Source organism: Salibacterium aidingense DSM 18341 (assembly GCF_000429685.1).
Classification (GTDB): domain Bacteria; phylum Bacillota; class Bacilli; order Bacillales; family Marinococcaceae; genus Salibacterium; species Salibacterium aidingense.
On sequence record NZ_AUCI01000002.1, the window covers coordinates 94,619 to 113,194 of the forward strand.

General features: G+C 44.8%; 21 protein-coding genes. 17 read left to right on the plus strand and 4 right to left on the minus strand.

Annotation, left to right across the window (positions count from 1 at the left end; translation table 11 throughout):
* The first annotated feature begins 12 nt into the window (after positions 1-12).
* The gene (locus G475_RS0102610) at positions 13-462 is read left to right on the plus strand and encodes a BsuPI-related putative proteinase inhibitor (RefSeq protein ID WP_026699924.1); all 450 of its coding nucleotides are present in this window, start codon (positions 13-15) and stop codon (positions 460-462) included.
* On the opposite strand, the gene G475_RS0102615 is transcribed toward G475_RS0102610, so the two are convergent.
* Together G475_RS0102615 and G475_RS0102620 are read right to left on the minus strand one after the other, a co-directional pair.
* Positions 446-751 carry an AzlD domain-containing protein gene (locus G475_RS0102615; RefSeq protein WP_026699925.1) on the minus strand — a complete coding sequence of 102 codons (306 nt, stop codon included), beginning with the start codon at positions 749-751 and terminating at the stop codon, positions 446-448. The two genes, G475_RS0102610 and G475_RS0102615, sit on opposite strands and share 17 nt — an antisense overlap.
* Complete coding sequence (locus G475_RS0102620; protein WP_035710022.1) at positions 751-1,482, minus strand: AzlC family ABC transporter permease; 732 nt, start codon at positions 1,480-1,482, stop codon at positions 751-753. Before G475_RS0102620 ends, G475_RS0102615 begins: the two co-directional genes overlap by 1 nt.
* Before the next feature lie 85 nt (positions 1,483-1,567).
* Between G475_RS0102620 and G475_RS0102625 the strand changes: the two genes are divergently transcribed.
* Positions 1,568-2,125: a helix-turn-helix domain-containing protein gene (locus G475_RS0102625; RefSeq protein ID WP_026699927.1), complete on the plus strand. Its 558-nt coding sequence runs from the start codon at positions 1,568-1,570 to the stop codon at positions 2,123-2,125.
* A gap of 33 nt (positions 2,126-2,158) precedes the next feature.
* Here G475_RS0102625 and G475_RS0102630 read toward each other — a convergent pair whose 3' ends face one another.
* Positions 2,159-2,611: a GNAT family N-acetyltransferase gene (locus G475_RS0102630; RefSeq protein ID WP_026699928.1), complete on the minus strand. Its 453-nt coding sequence runs from the start codon at positions 2,609-2,611 to the stop codon at positions 2,159-2,161.
* 29 nt (positions 2,612-2,640) lie between these two features.
* Complete coding sequence (locus G475_RS0102635; protein WP_324603199.1) at positions 2,641-3,480, minus strand: Cof-type HAD-IIB family hydrolase; 840 nt, start codon at positions 3,478-3,480, stop codon at positions 2,641-2,643.
* Between the two features lie 214 nt (positions 3,481-3,694).
* Here G475_RS0102635 and ctaG point away from each other — a divergent pair, with 214 nt between their 5' ends.
* The 15 genes from ctaG to G475_RS0102710 all read left to right on the plus strand — a co-directional run bounded on the left by ctaG (position 3,695) and on the right by G475_RS0102710 (position 18,548).
* Positions 3,695-4,624 carry a cytochrome c oxidase assembly factor CtaG gene (gene ctaG, locus G475_RS0102640; protein WP_026699930.1) on the plus strand — a complete coding sequence of 310 codons (930 nt, stop codon included), beginning with the start codon at positions 3,695-3,697 and terminating at the stop codon, positions 4,622-4,624.
* Positions 4,625-4,645: 21 nt separating this feature from the next.
* Positions 4,646-5,266, plus strand: coding sequence for an SCO family protein (locus G475_RS0102645; RefSeq protein ID WP_026699931.1), 621 nt, complete (start codon positions 4,646-4,648; stop codon positions 5,264-5,266).
* Positions 5,267-5,302: 36 nt separating this feature from the next.
* The gene (locus G475_RS0102650; protein WP_026699932.1) at positions 5,303-5,488 is read left to right on the plus strand and encodes a hypothetical protein; all 186 of its coding nucleotides are present in this window, start codon (positions 5,303-5,305) and stop codon (positions 5,486-5,488) included.
* Positions 5,489-5,497: 9 nt separating this feature from the next.
* Positions 5,498-5,809: a redoxin domain-containing protein gene (locus tag G475_RS0102655; RefSeq protein WP_233275720.1), complete on the plus strand. Its 312-nt coding sequence runs from the start codon at positions 5,498-5,500 to the stop codon at positions 5,807-5,809.
* A 270-nt stretch (positions 5,810-6,079) separates the two neighbouring features.
* Positions 6,080-7,111 (plus strand): N-acetyl-gamma-glutamyl-phosphate reductase, encoded by a 1,032-nt coding sequence (gene argC, locus G475_RS0102660; RefSeq protein WP_026699934.1) that lies wholly within the window; start codon positions 6,080-6,082, stop codon positions 7,109-7,111.
* Between the two features lie 36 nt (positions 7,112-7,147).
* Positions 7,148-8,380, plus strand: a complete 1,233-nt coding sequence (argJ, locus tag G475_RS0102665; RefSeq protein WP_026699935.1) for a bifunctional glutamate N-acetyltransferase/amino-acid acetyltransferase ArgJ — start codon at positions 7,148-7,150, stop codon at positions 8,378-8,380.
* Positions 8,381-8,404: 24 nt separating this feature from the next.
* Positions 8,405-9,187, plus strand: a complete 783-nt coding sequence (argB, locus tag G475_RS0102670; RefSeq protein ID WP_026699936.1) for an acetylglutamate kinase — start codon at positions 8,405-8,407, stop codon at positions 9,185-9,187.
* Between the two features lie 35 nt (positions 9,188-9,222).
* Positions 9,223-10,392: an acetylornithine transaminase gene (locus G475_RS0102675; protein WP_051302106.1), complete on the plus strand. Its 1,170-nt coding sequence runs from the start codon at positions 9,223-9,225 to the stop codon at positions 10,390-10,392.
* Between the two features lie 164 nt (positions 10,393-10,556).
* Positions 10,557-11,639: a carbamoyl phosphate synthase small subunit gene (locus tag G475_RS0102680; RefSeq protein ID WP_026699938.1), complete on the plus strand. Its 1,083-nt coding sequence runs from the start codon at positions 10,557-10,559 to the stop codon at positions 11,637-11,639.
* Positions 11,632-14,817, plus strand: a complete 3,186-nt coding sequence (locus G475_RS0102685; protein WP_026699939.1) for a carbamoyl phosphate synthase large subunit — start codon at positions 11,632-11,634, stop codon at positions 14,815-14,817. The genes G475_RS0102680 and G475_RS0102685 overlap by 8 nt, the downstream gene beginning before the upstream one ends.
* 4 nt (positions 14,818-14,821) lie before the next feature.
* On the plus strand, positions 14,822-15,781 hold the full coding sequence (gene argF, locus G475_RS0102690; RefSeq protein ID WP_026699940.1) for an ornithine carbamoyltransferase: 960 nt from the start codon (positions 14,822-14,824) through the stop codon (positions 15,779-15,781).
* A gap of 159 nt (positions 15,782-15,940) precedes the next feature.
* Complete coding sequence (locus tag G475_RS27060; RefSeq protein ID WP_156911610.1) at positions 15,941-16,102, plus strand: hypothetical protein; 162 nt, start codon at positions 15,941-15,943, stop codon at positions 16,100-16,102.
* 67 nt (positions 16,103-16,169) lie between these two features.
* A complete protein-coding gene (locus tag G475_RS0102700; protein ID WP_051302108.1) occupies positions 16,170-17,147 on the plus strand; it encodes a BMP family ABC transporter substrate-binding protein in 978 nt (325 codons plus the stop codon).
* A 72-nt stretch (positions 17,148-17,219) separates the two neighbouring features.
* On the plus strand, positions 17,220-17,414 hold the full coding sequence (locus G475_RS0102705) for a ComZ family protein (RefSeq protein ID WP_026699942.1): 195 nt from the start codon (positions 17,220-17,222) through the stop codon (positions 17,412-17,414).
* A gap of 198 nt (positions 17,415-17,612) precedes the next feature.
* Entirely contained in the window at positions 17,613-18,548 is a 936-nt protein-coding gene (locus G475_RS0102710) for a beta-ketoacyl-ACP synthase III (RefSeq protein WP_026699943.1), read from the plus strand.
* Positions 18,549-18,576 lie beyond the last annotated feature (28 nt).

An 18,576-nucleotide genomic window follows, 5' to 3' on the forward strand; every position in this document is an offset into this window, starting at 1 on the left:
GGAGGCTGACCAGTGAAAATTGTGAGGATCGCTGTAGTGATGATGGTTTTAGCAGCATGCGGTATTTCCGGGAATAATGAAGCGGAAAGGGGCAGTCAAGCAGTGGAAGAAGATTGGAAATTACAGGGATTATTTAATGAAGAAGAGCACTCTTGGTCTTTGATACTTTATAACACTTCAGATAGCCCATTACCATTGTCTTTTGCAAGCGGCCAGGAAATAGAAGTGACGATAGAAAATGAAAAAGGGGTCCTCTATCGTTATTCAGATAGGAAGATGTTTTCCCAGGCATTGAAATCAGTGACAGTGCCGCCGGGAGAAACCAGGAAGTGGTCGGAACAGGTCGAGTCTTCTCTTTTCACCAACGGACCCTTTACCATCACATTTGAAATACTGGAAACGGAACAAAACGCTGATTTTGTTGTCACTGACACTTTCACCCTTTCTAAAACAGAGGAGTAAGCACAGTTAAAACAACGACTGACCCGAGAACAACGACAATCATGCTCCCCCCGAAAAAGGAGAACAAAAAAGCAGCTCCAATGCCGGTCAGGCCAAATAATACGTTGTCATGAATAAGCAGGGCTCCTGGAAAAATTAATGCTCCCAGAGCCGCGTAAGGCACGTTCTGCAGGATTCCTTCCAGTCTGGGAGGGATTTTTTTTGCATTGAAGAATACGAGCGGAAGCATTCTGGGTATATAGGTTACCAGGGCCATTCCTATTATCAGGTAGATCATTTCTTCAGACATCAGCGGCTCTCCTTTTGTTCTGGTTTGTTATGCAGGGGCTGTTTTGGCTCTATCCCTTCCACCCCTGCAGCAGATAAAAGCGTAGCCAGGATGACAGCCCATCCATCCGCCATGATCTGGACGAATAAGCTGTTTAAGACAGCTGCTGTTGCTGCCAGAACTAATATTTTGCGGTGCTTTTTTAAAGAAGGGACCAACAGGGAGATAAACAGTGCATATAGCGCAAAGGTAAGACTTTGTTGTAACATAGAAGGAAGCAGTTCCCCCACACTGTGTCCGACCCCGGAAAACATGACCCAGCTGATATAAGAAATAAGGAAGACACCGTATATGTAAGCAGAGCTTACTTCTCCTTTATTCATAGACGTTACGGCAAAAATTTCATCGGTGATACCGAAGGCGTAACCAGCTTTCTTTAAAGGATGGTCCGGTTCTGCTTTTTCATTCAATGAGGCACTCATAAGAAAATGGCGGAGGTTCACAATGAAAGTAGTAAAAATAATTTCCAGAGCGCCGGTTCCGGCTGCCACCAGACTTAAAGCCATGTATTGAGCGGCGCCGGCAAATACAAGAATACTCATCATTATCGTTTCCCAGGCACTTAAATAAGCGGTTTGTGCAATAAAGCCAAACGTCACAGCTGCCGGCATGTATCCCAGGGCAATGGAAGACCCGTCTTTTAAGCCATGAAAAAAAGCATGGGGCAGATTGGAAATTTGTAAAACTTTCATGTTGACACCTTCTCTCTGGTTATTGACTGTATGTTATATTATATTTATTGTATGTTAAAACATATAAAAGATCAAGGTGGTAGGAATGGAAAAAGAGCAGTTAAACGCTCATATAGGAAGAAAATTAAAGCAGATAAGAGGTCAGAAGGGATTAAATCTTGAAGAAACGGCTTCCTTGACCGGGGTTAGTAAGCCTATGCTGGGTCAGATAGAACGGGGGGATTCAAATCCTACGGTAGGCACATTGTGGAAGATAGCAAGCGGCCTTCATGTCCCTTTTACAACATTTGTAGAATTAGAACGTCCGCCTATTACGAAAATTTCGTATGAAGAATTAAAAACCCTGGAAGGCGACCATGGCGGGTTTCATGTTAAACCTGTGTTCTCTAAGGATTCACGCACTCCTTTTGAAGTTTTTTACGTAGACCTTGATCCAAGAGAAGCTTATTATTCCAACGCCCATCCCGAGGGCGTGGAAGAATATATCTTTTTAAAAAAAGGGGTGTTGGAAATAAGAGTAGGAGGGAGCAGCTTTCACTTAAAGGAGGGAGATGCTTTTCGGTTTGAAGCAGGCAAAAATCATGTCTATTCCAATGAAGGAGAGACAGAAGCAGGGTTTATCATGATTATTTACTATGTCTGATAGAAAGCAGGGAAGGAAGAAGCGGCACGAACATTAAAATCGAAAGCCGTACCGTTTAGAAACAACATCATAAAATCCCAGAGAATTGTATAACGCTTTGGTAGCGGCGTTGCTTATTCCAGTTTCAAGCTCAATTCCTTTAATGCCCTGGTTTTCTGCCCAGTATATTATTTTTAGCAGCAGTTTTTTGGCGATACCCTGGTTACGGTGTTCCTTATGTACAAAAAGATCATTCAGCCAAATATAATAACCTCCTTTGTCCAGGGCAATGCCAAGGTTAAAGAAAGCTGCTCCTAAAATGGAACCCTCGACTTCCGCGACGAAGATATGAGCGCCGGAATGTTCCTGCAGGGCAAGATCAATGGAATCCATTAGCAGCTCATAAGCATTGTCCTTGCCAATGGAAGCCATCTGTCCCATCAACAGATCAGCTACTTGTTCACGAAGGTCCCGGGTTGCGTCTTTTGGTATCTCATAAATATTCATTTCTTTTTAACCTCCTGTTTTTATTATTTCTAGTTTTTTTGATACATAGCCATATTTGGTAAATGTAACCTTTCTTCCAGAAATACGGCAATTCCATCTTCTTCATTACTGAACGTTACTTCTTTTGCTGCCTGTTTGGCTTCCGGGGCTGCGTTCCCCATTGCGACACCGGTTCCTGTCCGGGCAAGCATGTCAAGATCGTTGTCTTCATCCCCAAATGCAATAACATCTTCCATGGACACATCACAGTAACTTGCTACTTTTTCGAGCCCGGCTGCTTTGTTATTTCCTGTCTTTATAATTTCGATCATATGGTGAGGGGCTCCCCACGAACGCTGCTCAATCCCCTGGGCGTGTTTCCCTGAAATAAGCTCCCGCAGTTTTTCAGCATTTTCTAACTGCGGATATACCAGCAGGGAAGTCGGGCCGGTCCGTAACGTCTTCTTTAGATTTCCGCTTGCGGCCGGTTCGGTGCTTAAAGAAAACATATCTATAAATGTTTCGTCGTAATCGTGCAGGAATACATCGTCTACTACCTCTGCCATAATATTATGCACCTGAAAAGCCTGGCACGTATCAATGATGGTTCTGGCTGTTTCCAGCTCAAGCGGGGAATGGTGTGTATGAAAAGAGGAATCCCCCGGGTGATGGACATAGGCTCCATTAAAATTCACAATAGGCGTGTCCAGTCCGAGCTGCTGGTAATACATTTTACTTGCCCGGTACGGCCTGCCGGTGGCAATAGCAATCATATGCCCCGCTTTTTTTGCTTCCTGCAGGGTTTTATACGTTCTTGTCGAGATTGTTTTATCGTCTTTCAATAATGTTCCATCTAAATCAAGTGCAATTAAAGTTTTTCGCATAACCATGAACCTCGGCTTTCTTTCAGTGAGTAGGCGGCATCATTTCCCGTTTGTTCATAAGATTGTAAGAAAAGCATCAAAAAATTACAATGGAGAAAGATTATGATCCATCTAAAATATGCTAATATTAATAAGTAATGTACTTTTCCTATTTTACTTCAGGTGAAAGAGAAATGAAAGCTCCCGCTTTATTTATAAACGCGTAAGGAGGAGGGCAGAGATGCAGGAATTTTTCTCGACTTTTACATTTCGGGCACTATGGACTCCTGAATTAATTACAATACTGGCTGTTATTGCTTTATTGTATTACTGGGTGACATCCGTAAAAAAACAGGCATTGGACGGAACAGAGAAGAAGGTGCCTCTCCGGCAGAAAATTTATTTTGTGCTTGGATTAATGGCCCTTTACCTTGGATGGGGCAGTCCCTTATATGTAGCAGGCCATTCGATTATAACGCTGCATATGACACAGATGGTGTTTTCCTACTTTGCCGCTGTACCTTTATTTATACTGTCGATTCCGAAATGGGTGCTCCGCCAATGGATCAGGACATGGAAACGTAAAGCACTAATCACCTACCGCATTATTCTGAACCCAATCATCGGCCTTATTGGATTTAATGCTTTATTCTCCTTTTACCATGTTCCTGTAGTGTTTGACCAAATTATGCAGTCGCCGGTATTACACAGTGTATACCAGGCAGCTTTATTTGCGACAGCCTGGCTGATGTGGTGGCATATGCTGTCCCCGCTGCCCTCGGAGTATCAGCTTCCTGATTTAAGGCGTATTGTGTATATTTTCGCCAACGGGATTTTAATAACACCGGCTTGTGCTTTAATTATATTTGCCGGCAGTCCATTATATGAAACCTACACGAACCCTGCCGTCTGGTCGAATGTGATGGCATATTGTCTGCCGCCCGGAGCTGCGCCTCCAACGGATATGATGAACAGCGGATCCGGAGGTTTTTCTTTCCTGGATCCCCATTCTGATCAGCAGCTGGCCGGAGTGGTAATGAAAATTTCACAGGAGTTCGTTTACGTGACTACGATTGGCTATGTCTTTAAGCAATGGCTGGTGAAAGAACAGCCGAAAGAAGGGGAATGGACAATCAGTGACATTCCAGCCGATGCAGACCGGCTGAAATAAAAACAGAAAGAAGGGTCTTTCATGCGGTTAATCGTATCTGCAGCTGGCGCCGGGCTGCTGTGTATGTTATTAAGCGGCTGCGCCTGGCTTTATCAGGCCGGCCAGTCACAGACTCCGGAAAATGGATCGGATCTTTCGCAGGCAGATATGGAACTGACTTCTTTTGAATTTACGAACCAAGATGGAGATACCGTCACGAATGAAGATTTACAGGGGAATTATGTATTGGCTGATATGATTTTTACAAGCTGCCCGACAGTTTGTAATACGATGACCCCTAATATGCTGAACCTGCAGGGTGAAATGGAAAAAGCGGGAATTGACGATATCAGGATTGTTTCCTTTACTGTAGATCCGGAAAATGATGATCCAGAAGCGTTAAAACAGTACGGAGAAAATTATGGGGCCGATTTCAGCAATTGGGATTTTCTCACCGGTTATTCCGATGAAGAAATACAAACACTGGCTGAAAAGTCTTTTAAAAGTGTAGTCGATAAAGATACAGGGGATGAAAATATTGTGCATGCGACGACCTTTTTCCTCATTGACCCGGAAGGTAACGTGGTACGGAGCTATGATGGGCTTGAAAATGATACAGACCCTATTTTAGAAGATTTAAAACGGCTCAAAAATAATGAATAAAATAGAAAACATGTTGAACGACAGGGAGGGTGAAAAATGAAGCAGTTTTCAAGCACCTGTTTTCTGTTTCTTCTTGCAGCAGTATCGTTTTTTATACTGAGTGCCTGCGGCGGAGGAGAAGAGGAGTCAGATATGACTCTTGAAAATGAAAACTGGGAGGACATGAACCTTGCAGAAAAAGACCGGCCCACCGTTCTTTTTCATTTTACAGGGGTTGACTGAAGCCATTGTGTGTCGCAGCTCGTGCAGCTGCAGGAAAACATAGAGTTGTTCGAGGATCTGGATGCTGATATTTATACCATCAGTAATGATTCGCCCGAAGCTCACCAGGAGCTGAAAAATCAACAGAGTTTTACGTTCACGATGTTGTCTGACCCCTCTTTGGAAGTCATTGAAAAGGCAGAGATGAAGGGGGAAGAAATGTCCGTCCGGGGTTATTCTGTATTTGACAAGAATGGTGATTTGATAACCTCTGAAGAAGATGATTTGTGGGGGGACCAGATAGACCGCACCTATGAAAAAATAGAGGAAGCTTTGGAATAAAAAACGTTCAGGTTTTCATCCTGAGCGTTTTTTACATGGCATACCCCCCTGCAGATATTTGCAGGGGATTGTATATACATACATTGAACCGGTTGTATTCATGGGTGTGAAATCATTGCATAGATATAAATAATGTTGCTCATATCAATTTATCCACGAAGATTTAAAATCTGATCCAAGAAAATATAAAAATACAGTTGCATTAATATATATTCACACTTATAATTAAAAATAACGAGGATGTATAAAGATAAAACGAGGTGCAAGTTTATGAAAGCTGCGATAGTCGGTGCAACTGGTTATGGAGGAATCGAATTAATCCGATTGCTCCACAGCCATCCTGAAATAGAAAGCATTGCCGTGTTTTCTTCTTCCCAGGAAGGAAAAACAATGGCTGAAAGCTATCCACACGTGTCGGGAATAGTGAACCTGACACTTGGGGACATCCAACCGGAACATCTGCAGGAGCACGATGTGGTTTTTTTATCCACGCCGCCGGGAGTATCAGCAGAACTGAGCGGAAAGCTCGTGTCAGAAACGAAGGTAATAGACCTGTCGGGGGATCTTCGTTTAAAAGATCCGAATACCTATAATGAATGGTATGGAAGGGAGAGCGCCCCGGAACCACTGCTGCAGAAGGCTGTATATGGTTTAACTGAATGGCATAAACAAGAGATTCCTTCTACGTCTTTATTATCAAACCCTGGCTGTTACGCCACAGCAGCGCTTCTGGGCGTACTCCCTCTCGTCAAGCATCGTGTCGTGAATGCGGATGACTTGATTATAGATGCGAAATCGGGAACGACAGGGGCAGGACGTTCTCCTTCTGCCATCACTCATTTCAGTGAAATGAATGATAACTTTAAAGTGTATAAAGTAAATCAACATAAGCACACACCTGAAATAGAACAAGAATTGAAGGAGGCTGCGGAGCAGGACGCGGTTATAACGTTCACTCCTCATCTTGTGCCAATGACACGAGGAATAATGGCAGTCACGTATGCACCACTGAAGAAAGGCTGGAACAGCCGGGATGTGGAGGAGCTCTATTATGAATCTTATACAGAGGATCCTTTTGTAAGAATTCGGCATAAAGAAACGTTTCCGTTCACAAAAGAAGTATATGGAACGAACTACTGTGATATTGGCTTTACCGCAGATGAAAGGACAGGACGTGTCACCATTATTTCTGTTATAGATAATCTAATGAAAGGCGCATCCGGCCAGGCCGTCCAGAATATGAATCTTATGTTTGGCTGGCCTGAAAAAACAGGGCTGGATTTTATTCCGGTTTATCCATAGTATTAATGATATTTGAAGAACAGGGGAGAGAGAAGCATGAGCACACTACACAAGACCGATAACATTACGGAAATAAGTGGAGGGAGTATCATTACCCCCCTTGGTTTTAAAGCGGCAGGCCTTCATACGGAAGTGAAACGTAAACGAAATGATCTCGGAGCAATTCTATGTGATGTGCCGGCTTCCAGTGCGGCTGTTTATACATTGAACAAAATTCAGGCCGCTCCCCTGCAAGTGACACAGGAAAGCATTGCTGAAGAAGGAAAGCTGCGCGCTGTCGTAATCAACAGCGGGAATGCGAATGCATGTACCGGGGAAGAAGGACTCGAAGATGCCTATAAAATGCGCGATACGGCTGCTGAAGTGTTTGGAGTGCCAAAGCACCATGTTGCTGTAAATTCGACCGGCGTTATTGGAGAACGCCTCAACATGGAAAAAATTATTCCCGGCATCAAAGCACTCTGTCCCATGCCGGCTTTTAAAGATGCCGATCAGTTTAATGAAGCAATCATGACAACGGATAAAGTAAAAAAACATGCTTGTTTTCAAACAACCGTTAACGAAAAACGGGTCACATTCGGCGGGGCGGCAAAAGGTTCCGGGATGATTCATCCTAACATGGCCACCATGCTCAGCTTTATTACCACGGATGCGGTCATCGAACCGGAATATTTGCAGCAGGCCTTGTCTGAAGTCACCAATAAGACCTTTAACTGCATTACGGTGGATGGAGATACATCCACGAATGATACTGTTGTTGTGATGGCAAGCGGTCATGCTGGGAATGATAGTCTGCATCCTGAACACCCGGAATGGGATACTTTCGTTCAAACGCTGCAGTCCACCTGTGAAGAACTGGCAAAGAAAATTGCCCGGGACGGAGAAGGGGCGACAAAGCTTGTAGAAGTTAAAGTGAACGGGGCCAAAAGTAATGAAGAAGCTGCTATGGCAGCGAAACAGATCGTAGGCTCCGATCTCGTGAAAACAGCAATATATGGAACGGATGCCAACTGGGGGCGGATTATTGTGGCGCTTGGCTACAGCGGAATAGATCTTGACCCGGCCGCCATTGATATTTCTCTTGGGTCAATAACAACACTTAAAAACAGTAAACCGGCCCCGTTTTCTGAAGAGGAAGCTAAAGCTTACCTGGAGCAGGATGATATAACGATTAACGTTGATCTGCATAGCGGCAGCGGCACCGGAAAAGCCTGGGGATGCGATCTTACCTATGAGTATGTCAGGATTAACGCCGGCTATCGCACATAAATCAAGGAAGAGGGGAAGTCCAGAATGGAACATGTAGTTGTCATTAAATGCGGCGGGTCTACACTGACAAAGTTAACTTCTGAGTTTTTTGAAGGAATTGCCGCGATGAAGAAAAAAGGCAGGCATCCTATTATCGTTCATGGAGGCGGTCCTGCGATAAATCGTGCGCTGGAGGAAGGCGAAGTAGAAACCGAATTTGTTGACGGCCTCCGCAAAACAACAGCGGAAGTATTACACGCTGTAGAAACGGTATTAACGGGGGAAGTAAACAGTACGCTTGTCACTTCTTTAAACAAAGTCGGCGCCCCGGCTTCCGGCTTTAGCGGAGCAAAACATCATTTATTAAAGGCTTCTCCAATTGATATCGAAAAACTCGGCCTCGTCGGGGAAGTGGATAAGGTTAATACCGAGTTTTTGGAAGAGCAGCTGCAGCAAGGAATTATTCCGGTCATCGCACCTATTGCAGAAAATGACGAGCATGGCCGCCTGAATGTAAATGCCGATACGGCAGCATCAGCCGTGGCGCAGGCAGCAGAAGCAGAGGAGCTGGTGTTTGTAACAGATGTAGATGGCATTTTAAAGGACGGCCGCTTAGAAGAAAAGCTCACTTCCTCTGTGATCAACCAATATATGGGCAGCGGCGTGATCTACGGTGGGATGATACCAAAAGTGAAAGCGGCACTGAACAGTTTGACCGGCAATATCCAAAAAGTAACGATCGCAAATGGGAACGGAAAAAATAAAAAAACAGATGGCACTTTAAAAGGTACATCCATTATAAAAGAAAAAGCATCCGCCGGAAGCTGAAATATTTAATCGTTATTTTTAAGGAGGAAGCAGCCATGGAACAGACGGCGAAAGATGTTCATACAAAAGAGGAATTGTTTCCCACGTACAAAAGGTGGGATATTACGTTTGATAAAGCAGAAGGAGTGACCATTACCGATAAAAACGGAAAAAGGTATACAGATTTTATGGCAGGAATTGGTGTGAACAATCTTGGTCATGCCCATCCAGCCGTTGTAAAAGCTGTAGAAAAACAGCTCTATAAAGGATGGCATGCTTCTAATTTTTTTCAATATGACGAACAGAAAGAAACGGCTCGTTTATTAACATCGCATTCCTGCGGCGATCTTGTATTTTTTGCCAACAGCGGGGCAGAAGCAAATGAGGCAGCTATCAAGCTCGCAAGAAAACACACGGGACGGCCTAAGATCATCAGCTTTGTCCAGTCTTTTCACGGCAGAACTTTTGGCAGCATGGCCGCAACGGGACAGACTGGAATTCATGAAGGTTTCGGACCTATGCTGGAAGGGTTTGAATACCACCCTTACAATGACGTGAATGAACTGGAGAAGGCTGTAGATAATGACACCGCCGCAGTGATTCTGGAAGTGGTTCAGGGAGAAGGCGGTGTCCGTCCGGCTGATCATGAGTTTTTACGAGCAGCAGAACAAGCGGCCAAACAAACTGGTGCTCTGTTGATCTGTGATGAAATTCAAACAGGGATTGGACGGACAGGAAAGTTTTTTGCCTATGAACACAGCGGCATCCACCCGGATATCATTACAGCTGCTAAAGCACTTGGAAATGGTTTTCCGCTGGGAGCGATGATCGGCCGAGAGTTTTTACGGGAGTCGTTTGGTCCGGGGAGCCATGGCACGACGTTTGGCGGAAATCCTTTGGCAATGGCAGCAGCCAAATCAACCCTGGAAACCCTGCTTCATGAAGGATGGGTGGAAGCTGCCGCCTTCAAAGGAGAACGATTTTTGAATGAACTTAATCAGGAATTAACCTCCCTTTCTATCGTAAAAGAGGTACGGGGAATGGGGATGATGGCAGGTGTAGAATTAACGGAGCCGGCCGCGGATAAAATGAAGAAACTGCGGGATAAAGGAATGCTTGTTATCGCTGCCGGACCAAACGTCATCCGTATGCTCCCTCCCCTGACCATGGACGAAGAAACATTATCCGGAGGGGTACAAAAGCTCAAAGAAGTGCTGCTTTCTTAGGCAGCTAATTATCGGCTTCCACCCTGCAGGCAGGAGATAACGAACTTCACGACATGACTCATACAAACATGCAGCTCGATGATGTGCTTTCTTCATACGGAGAACAATATTCCTGCTGATGGAAGTTTCACTTTATATGCAGCAAATGAGGAGGAACAATGGTTATGAAAGGATATATAAAATTAGAAAATGAAGAAGTGTTTGAAGGAACAATAAATGCAGCCAGCCAGGAAGATGTCTATGGAGAAATTGTATTTTTTACTGGAATGACGGGTTATCAGGAAGTGATGACGGATCCTTCCTTTCATGGGCAGATTGTGGTGTTCACCTATCCTCTCATTGGAAACTACGGCTGGAATGAGACCGATTATGAAAGTGTGCATCCCCAGCCCGCTGGTCTGGTAATCAGCGAAGCGGCACCGGAAGTTTTTCATTATGAAGCAAAACAGACAATTAAAGAAGCGGCGGAAAAAGCAGGGATTCCTCTTATTACCGGTATTGATACACGTTCCCTGGTAAAAAGCATACGGGAAAAAGGAGATATGGGAGCCGTGCTGACTGCCTCTCCTTCCCAGGTCAACGTGAGGGAATATGAACCAATCGGGGAACAGATGCTGATTGATGAAGTCGCTGTAAAAGAGCCGGCCGCGAGCGGGAACGGAGAGGAACACATTGTGCTGCTTGATTTCGGCTATAAGCAGTCTATGGTCCGCCGGCTGAATGAAAAAGGCTGCAAGGTCACGGTTGTGCCTTATGACGCCGAAGAGGAAGAAATAGCTGCATTAAAGCCGGATGGCCTGTTGTTTTCAAACGGTCCAGGTAATCCAAAACAGCTTACTCCTCTCCTGCAGCGGTACCGCAGACTGTCGCAAACGTATCCTTCCCTCGGGATTTGTCTTGGGCATCAGCTGCTTGCCCTCGCCTATGGTGGAGATACAGAAAAACTTCGTTTCGGCCATCGCGGAGCCAATCAGCCGGTTCAGGATACACATTCCAACAGAGTATTTATGACATCCCAGAATCACAGCTACGTTGTCAAAGAAGACAGTCTGCCCGCCGGTGAATTTACGATTCAATATAAAAACATCAATGATCAATCCATTGAGGGCTTATCTCATATGACACACGATATCACGACTGTCCAGTTTCATCCGGAAGCTCATCCCGGCCCTGCCGACAGCGAAGAGATATTTGATCAATTTTTGGAACAACTGAAGAATAAAGGGAGAGAGAAAACCTATGCCTAAAGACACAACCATACAAAAGGTCCTGGTGATCGGTTCCGGGCCGATCATCATTGGACAGGCGGCAGAATTTGACTATTCCGGCACACAGGCCTGCCTTGCCCTCCGGGAGGAAGGCATGGAAGTCGTATTGATGAACAATAACCCGGCTACGGTTATGACTGATGAAGCCTGTGCCGATAAAGTATACTTTGAACCACTGAGCATCGAATCGGTGGAAAAGGTAATACAAAAAGAAAAACCCGATGGAATTCTTGCAACGCTTGGAGGACAGACCGGGTTGAATCTGGCCTTTTCTCTGGATGACCACGATATTTTGAATAAATATGGAGTGGAACTGCTTGGAACACCGGTGGAATCGATTAAGCAGGGGGAAGACCGTGAAGCATTCCGGGCGCTGATGCATGAGCTGGGAGAGCCGGTACCCGAAAGCGAAATTGTAGAAAAAGAAGAGGAAGCGCTGGATTTTGCAGCAAAAACGGGCTATCCTATCATCATCCGCCCCGCGTACACCCTTGGAGGCGGAGGAGGCGGAATCGCCCATCATGAAGAAGAACTCCGCTATATTATTGCGGGAGGGCTGGATGCCAGTCCTATTAATCAATGTCTGGTTGAAAAAAGTATTGCCGGTTTTAAAGAAGTAGAATACGAGGTCATGAGAGACGCTAATGATACATGTATCACGGTGTGTAACATGGAAAACATTGATCCGGTCGGCATCCATACTGGAGATTCCATTGTGGTTGCTCCCTCGCAGACATTAACGGATGTTGAGTACCAAATGCTCCGGGCCGCCTCTCTGAAAGTGATCCGTGCGCTTGGTATCGTTGGTGGCTGCAACATACAATTTGCACTCGACCCTGATAGCAAAAAATACTATTTGATCGAAGTGAACCCGCGGGTCAGCCGGTCCTCCGCCCTTGCTTCTAAAGCTACCGGCTACCCAATTGCACGTATGGCTGCTAAGTTAAGTATTGGTTATCATCTTCATGAACTGTTAAATCCTGTGACCGGCCACACCTATGCAAGCTTTGAACCAGCGCTGGATTATGTGGTAGTGAAATTTCCACGCTGGCCCTTTGACAAGTTTGTTCATGCGGAGAGAAAACTGGGCACGCAGATGAAAGCTACCGGGGAAGTAATGGCTATTGAAAGGAATTTGGAAGCAGCTTTACAAAAAGCTGTACGCTCTCTCGAAATTCATACACAGGGGTTGGAAATCCCTGGTTTTGACGAAGCATCGGTTGAATCCTTATATGATATGCTCAGGCAGCAGGATGACCGCCGTTTCTTTATCATTCTGGAATTGCTTCGGAGAGGAGAAACGCCGCTCGGGCTTCACGAGAAAACATCCATTGATTTATTCTTTTTAAAATCATTTGAGAAGCTGGTTCAGCTTGAAAAAGAAATTCAGCAGGCACATTGGGATAATGTATCCAGTGATCAACTTCACATTTGGAAAAAGGCTGGATTCACAGATGACTGGCTGGCTCAGCAGTGGCAGATGGAACCGGAAAAGATTTATGAACAGCGGAAAGCATGGGGGCTTTTCCCTTCCTACCATATGGTGGACACCTGTGCCGCAGAATTTACGGCAGAGACCCCATATTATTATTCGAGCTGGTATAACAACAGTGATGAGAAGGAAGATACAGGGAAACCTAAATTATTGATTGTAGGATCAGGCCCAATCCGGATCGGCCAGGGAATTGAATTTGATTACTGTTCGGTTCACGGGGCCATGGAGGTCAAGAAAGCCGGCTATGAAGCAGTCATTATGAATAACAATCCGGAAACGGTGAGCACTGACTTTGAAATGGCAGACCATCTTTATTTTGAACCACTTACAAAGGAAGATGTGATGCATGTAGCGTATACCGAACAGGTCGACGGAATTATTGTCCAGCTTGGCGGCCAAACTGGTATTTCGCTGACGACAGAACTGGAAAAAGCGGGATGGAATATTTTGGGAACCTCCTCGGATACGATAGATATACTGGAGGATAGAGGACGTTTTTATGAATTTATGAAGGAAGTGGAAGTCCCCCACATTCCGGGAGTCACAGGATATGATCAGGCTGATGTGTTACAAAAGGCGGAAGATATTGGTTATCCAGTGCTGCTTCGTCCTTCTTACGTTATCGGCGGACAGGGGATGGCCATTCATACCACAGAGCAGGAATTGAAATCCTATCTTTCGGATATGGATAAAAACGTAGCGTATCCCATTTTGATAGATGCTTATATTCCTGGCAAGGAACTGGAAGTGGATGTGTTGACAGATGGTTATGATATCTTCATTCCAGGAATATTTGAACACGTTGAGCCCGCCGGTGTTCATTCAGGCGACTCGATGGCTGTTACTCCGCCTTTTTCCATAGAATCCGGTGTAAAGAGCCAACTCGTTGAATATGCGCAGAATATTGCACGGGGGATGGACTTTAAAGGGATATTTAATATTCAATTTGTGTATGACAACCATACATTGTATGTTATTGAAATTAATCCGCGTGCTTCTAGAACGGTGCCGATATTTTCGAAAGTGACAGGAGTACACATGGTGGAAGGAGCAGTGGAGATGCTGCTTGGAACGCCATTAAAAGAATGGAGCGGCGGAGCAGCCGGTTTGAAGGAAGAAACTCCATTTTATACAGTGAAGGCACCGGTATTTTCGAATGATAAGCTTCCAGGCCTGGATCCGCTTCTGGAAGCAGAGATGAAGTCTACTGGGGAACTGATCAGTATTGCGTATGATAAAGAGGGAGCGTGCAAAAAAGCTTTTGCCTGGTCGGAGGCACAAATACCTCTGTTATTCAAAAAGAAGGGAATCATTTATTGTGAAATAAATGAAACGCAACGTCCTCATGTAAAGGAAAGCCTCACATCGCTGGAAAAAATGGGATACACCATCGTTTCCTCCGATTCGGATGACCCATGGTATGAAGAGATGGATTTTTCAACATGGGTAAAACATCCTGAGGCAGCAGCGCTCTTAAGCCTGCCTAAAACCGGTTATTCAACGGGGCGGGAACACCGGCAGGAAGCCTTAAAGCAGAGAAAAACAATTATCACGAATGCAAATACATTTGCTGTCATGGTGGAAGCGATGACAGGTGCATTAAAAGAACCGCGGGCAATAGAAGAATGGCTCCAAGAAGCCCCGGCAAATGAAGGAGTATAAAATCATGGACGATAATACTTTCGCACAGCCCTCTGGAGAGTTGAAAAATAGAGATGTGCTGACACTGCTGGATTTCACAGCAGAAGAAATACAAATGCTGCTTGATTTATCGGAGAAATTAAAACAGGAACAGAAGCAGAATATTAAAAATCCTCTGCTTCAGGGAAAATCGCTTGGGATGATTTTTGAAAACGCCTCTACCCGCACGAGGGTCTCCTTTGAAACAGGTATGACCCAGCTGGGGGGGCACGCCTTGTTTTTAAGTCCCCGCGATATGCAGATCGGCCGGGGAGAACCGATAAAAGATACAGCTAATGTCTTGTCCCGCTACGTAGATGCCATCATGATCAGAACCAATTCCCACGAAACGGTGGAAGAACTTGCCACACACGCAGATGTGCCTGTTATTAACGCTCTCACGGATTTGTATCATCCTTGTCAAGCGCTGGCTGATATATTAACCATCAAAGAGCACAAAGGGCAGTTGAATGGACGAAAGGCTGCTTTTGTAGGAGATGGAAATAATGTCGCCCATTCTTTTCTGATTGCTTGCGCAAAAGCAGGAATGAATGCTTCCATTGCTGTACCTAAAGGATATGAGCCATCTGACAAAGTATGGCAGGAAATTAAAAGAACCGCGGAAAACAACAAGACTTCGCTGGACCTCACCCATTCTCCGCAAGAAGCAGTTCAGGACGCGGATGTCATTTACACAGACGTATGGGCCAGCATGGGCTTTGAAGAGGAACAATCAAAACGGGAAGAAGCATTTTCCGGCTTTCAAATTGATAAATCGCTTTGCAGTTATGCGAAATCTGATTTCATTTTTATGCACTGTCTTCCTGCACATCGTGGGGAAGAAGTGGCAGAGGAAATTATTGACGGGGCCCACTCTGTTGTATACGATGAAGCGGAAAACCGGCTTCATATGCAGAAAGCAATTCTCGCTTCTGTCATAGAGTAATAAATATTTTCGTGAAAAAAGCTGCTTTGACAGCATACTATGCTGTTAAAGCAGCTTTTCATGAGCGTTGAGCAAACATTGTGAAAATCGTTCTGGTCAGAAAGTATGGTTTCCGCTACAATGTAAGGGACTACGGTGAAAGGAAAAGGAGCGTGGAACATGAAATCTCTATATATGGGAGCTCTTCTTTTTTGTGTAGTGTTAATCCTAACGTTTAGTATTCTCCGTTATGTGGTGAAAGCAGGAGACGGCGTAACCGTAGTGTGTGCGATTATCGCGGCATTCTCTGTAGAATGGTGGTATCGGCGGAGGCAGTCATAGCTTGTGCTGTTTCTTCATACTAGTGTACTGTTACAGTGTTTAGGACAGGGGACAAAGGAGTGTAGTTATGGCTCACGTATTTGCAGGATTTAAAGTTTGGGGTGTGTGCAGCACAATAATCATGATGACACTGGTCACAGGTTGTGATAATCCTGTTTCCACGGCCTCTTCAGAGGAGAAAGCTGCACTTCTTCTGGAAAATACGATAGATGAACAGGGATGGAACAGCAAGGGGTATCAAGGGCTGCTCAATATTCAGTCAGAGCTTGGAATGGAAGTAACATATGAAGAAAATGTGGCCGATATGAGAAAATTAAAAGAGACCGTACAGGGGATGCAGGAAAACGGAGTCACGCTCCTGTTTGGCCATGGAAAAACATTTGCAGATATGTTTATGAAGATAAAGGATGATTACCCGGACCTCCATTTTGTCAGTTTGAACGGCGCGGCAGAGGGAGACAATATTACTGCTGTCCAATTCGAGGGTTATGCTATGGGATATTTTGCCGGCAGGCTGTCCAGTGAAATGACTCAGACGAATACTATCGGGGTGATTGCAGCGCAGGAATGGCAGCCGGAAACAGAAGGTTTTATTGAAGGAGCGGAAAACAATAAAGAATCGATAAATGTTTTGAAAGACAGCGTCGGCGGCTGGAATGATGAAGACAAAGCGCTGAAGATCCAGGAATCCATGACCAGTCAAGAGGCGGACATTATTTATCCTGCCGGAAACGGATTTCATGTCGAAGTGATAAATGAATTAAAATCACAGGGGCTTCAGGCCATAGGCTATATTGGGGATCAATCCGATTTAGGAGAAACGACCGTTTTGACAAGTACCGTACAACACGTGGATAAAATGTATCAAAACATTGCAGAACAATATCAATCAGGAGAGCTGAAAAATGGTACTATTTCCTATGGGTTTAAAGAAGGGGCCATCTCGTTGGGTAGCTTCAGCCCGGCAGTGCCCGACGATGTAAAAGACGAGCTTGAAAGGGAAATCGATCACTATAAAGATACCGGGGAACTGCCGGGTCAATAAACACCCTTGACGCCTGCCGGCAGGCATGCTTGAATAAGAGGCGGAACACTACATAATGTATGAGGTGACACTATGGATCAGGAACGGAATATGAAATTTATGGAGATTGCAATGAAACACGTTCAGGAAGGTCGGACCTTTTTAGATGAAAACGGTATTGACCTCGGAATGGAAGATCTACAGCCTGCTTTGAATATGTTGATGGAAGTTATGAATGAAGCATATGAGATGGGTTACGAGGAAGGGAAACAAGAACAATCCGGCTAGTATACTCCAACGGAGCGGGGCTGTCCCAAAGGGCAGCCTTTTTGTTTCTCATTCCGATATGTCATATCCTGCGGCAGGATCAAATAGGTGGACAATCATACCATGATGATATAAAATTAAAACCAGGTCATAAGATGAAGTGTTAATTCATATTTTACTGTACAACGATTTGCCTTTTAAAAAGAGGAGGACCACTATATGCAACATGCAGGAATATGGGGTATTGGATCATTTGTAGAAGGACGGGAAGTAACAAATACGGAGCTGGAGAAAACCCTGGATACCAATGACGAATGGATTAGAACAAGAACGGGAATTGAAAGAAGGGTATTTGCGGAGGATGACGTGAACACCTCTGATATGGCATACTATTCAGCAATAGAGGCTTTAAATGATGCAGAACTGAATGCAGAAGAACTTGATATGATTCTGGTGGCCACTGTCACCCCGGATTATCCATTTCCCTCCGTTTCCTCTCTGCTGCAGGAACGACTTGGAGCAGAAAAAGCAGCAGCAATGGATATCAGTGCTGCATGTGCTGGTTTTATATATGGTCTTGCGACCGCCGAGCAGTTCATAAAAACGGGAATGTACAAACATATCCTTGTTATCGGCTCGGAGAAATTATCAAAAGTTACGGATATGAAGGACCGTAATACCGCTGTTTTGTTTGGCGATGGAGCGGGTGCTGCTGTCGTAGGGCCTGTAGAAAAAGACAAAGGGTTTCTCTCTTTTGAACTTGGCTCCGATGGCAGTGGAGCTATGCACATCCGCCAGGATCCACAGCTTATTATGAATGGGCGGGAAGTTTTTAAATTTGCTGTAAGACAAATGGGGGAATCATCCATCCATGTCGTTGAAAAAGCAGGGCTGACGAAAGATGATGTAGACTTTCTTGTACCTCATCAAGCCAATATCCGTATTATGGAGGCTGCCAGAGAAAGATTAGATCTTCCTAAAGATAAAATGGCGGTAACTGTCCAGAAATATGGGAACACCTCTTCCTCATCGGTTCCTATTGCTCTGGTGGAAGAATTAAAAAATGGTAAAATAAAAGATGGAGATCTTGTCGTTATGGTAGGATTTGGTTCAGGACTCGTTTGGGGAGCCACAGCCATGCGCTGGGGCCGCTGATTTTTAAATTGTAAGAAGGACAATGCAG

Bases quoted from the DNA above. Each gene is read 5' to 3' on its own strand.
- G475_RS0102625 (WP_026699927.1), top strand. From the start codon at position 1,568: ATGGAAAAAGAGCAGTTAAACGCTCATATAGGAAGAAAATTAAAGCAG.
- G475_RS0102700 (WP_051302108.1), top strand. From the start codon at position 16,170: ATGGCTCACGTATTTGCAGGATTTAAAGTTTGGGGTGTGTGCAGCACA.
- G475_RS0102685 (WP_026699939.1), top strand. From the start codon at position 11,632: ATGCCTAAAGACACAACCATACAAAAGGTCCTGGTGATCGGTTCCGGG.
- G475_RS27060 (WP_156911610.1), top strand. From the start codon at position 15,941: ATGAAATCTCTATATATGGGAGCTCTTCTTTTTTGTGTAGTGTTAATC.
- G475_RS0102630 (WP_026699928.1), bottom strand. From the start codon at position 2,611: ATGAATATTTATGAGATACCAAAAGACGCAACCCGGGACCTTCGTGAA.
- G475_RS0102705 (WP_026699942.1), top strand. From the start codon at position 17,220: ATGGATCAGGAACGGAATATGAAATTTATGGAGATTGCAATGAAACAC.
- G475_RS0102710 (WP_026699943.1), top strand. From the start codon at position 17,613: ATGCAACATGCAGGAATATGGGGTATTGGATCATTTGTAGAAGGACGG.
- G475_RS0102635 (WP_324603199.1), bottom strand. From the start codon at position 3,480: ATGGTTATGCGAAAAACTTTAATTGCACTTGATTTAGATGGAACATTA.
- ctaG (WP_026699930.1), top strand. From the start codon at position 3,695: ATGCAGGAATTTTTCTCGACTTTTACATTTCGGGCACTATGGACTCCT.
- argB (WP_026699936.1), top strand. From the start codon at position 8,405: ATGGAACATGTAGTTGTCATTAAATGCGGCGGGTCTACACTGACAAAG.
- argJ (WP_026699935.1), top strand. From the start codon at position 7,148: ATGAGCACACTACACAAGACCGATAACATTACGGAAATAAGTGGAGGG.
- G475_RS0102615 (WP_026699925.1), bottom strand. From the start codon at position 751: ATGTCTGAAGAAATGATCTACCTGATAATAGGAATGGCCCTGGTAACC.
- argC (WP_026699934.1), top strand. From the start codon at position 6,080: ATGAAAGCTGCGATAGTCGGTGCAACTGGTTATGGAGGAATCGAATTA.
- G475_RS0102650 (WP_026699932.1), top strand. From the start codon at position 5,303: ATGAAGCAGTTTTCAAGCACCTGTTTTCTGTTTCTTCTTGCAGCAGTA.
- argF (WP_026699940.1), top strand. From the start codon at position 14,822: ATGGACGATAATACTTTCGCACAGCCCTCTGGAGAGTTGAAAAATAGA.
- G475_RS0102620 (WP_035710022.1), bottom strand. From the start codon at position 1,482: ATGAAAGTTTTACAAATTTCCAATCTGCCCCATGCTTTTTTTCATGGC.
- G475_RS0102645 (WP_026699931.1), top strand. From the start codon at position 4,646: ATGCGGTTAATCGTATCTGCAGCTGGCGCCGGGCTGCTGTGTATGTTA.
- G475_RS0102675 (WP_051302106.1), top strand. From the start codon at position 9,223: ATGGAACAGACGGCGAAAGATGTTCATACAAAAGAGGAATTGTTTCCC.
- G475_RS0102680 (WP_026699938.1), top strand. From the start codon at position 10,557: ATGAAAGGATATATAAAATTAGAAAATGAAGAAGTGTTTGAAGGAACA.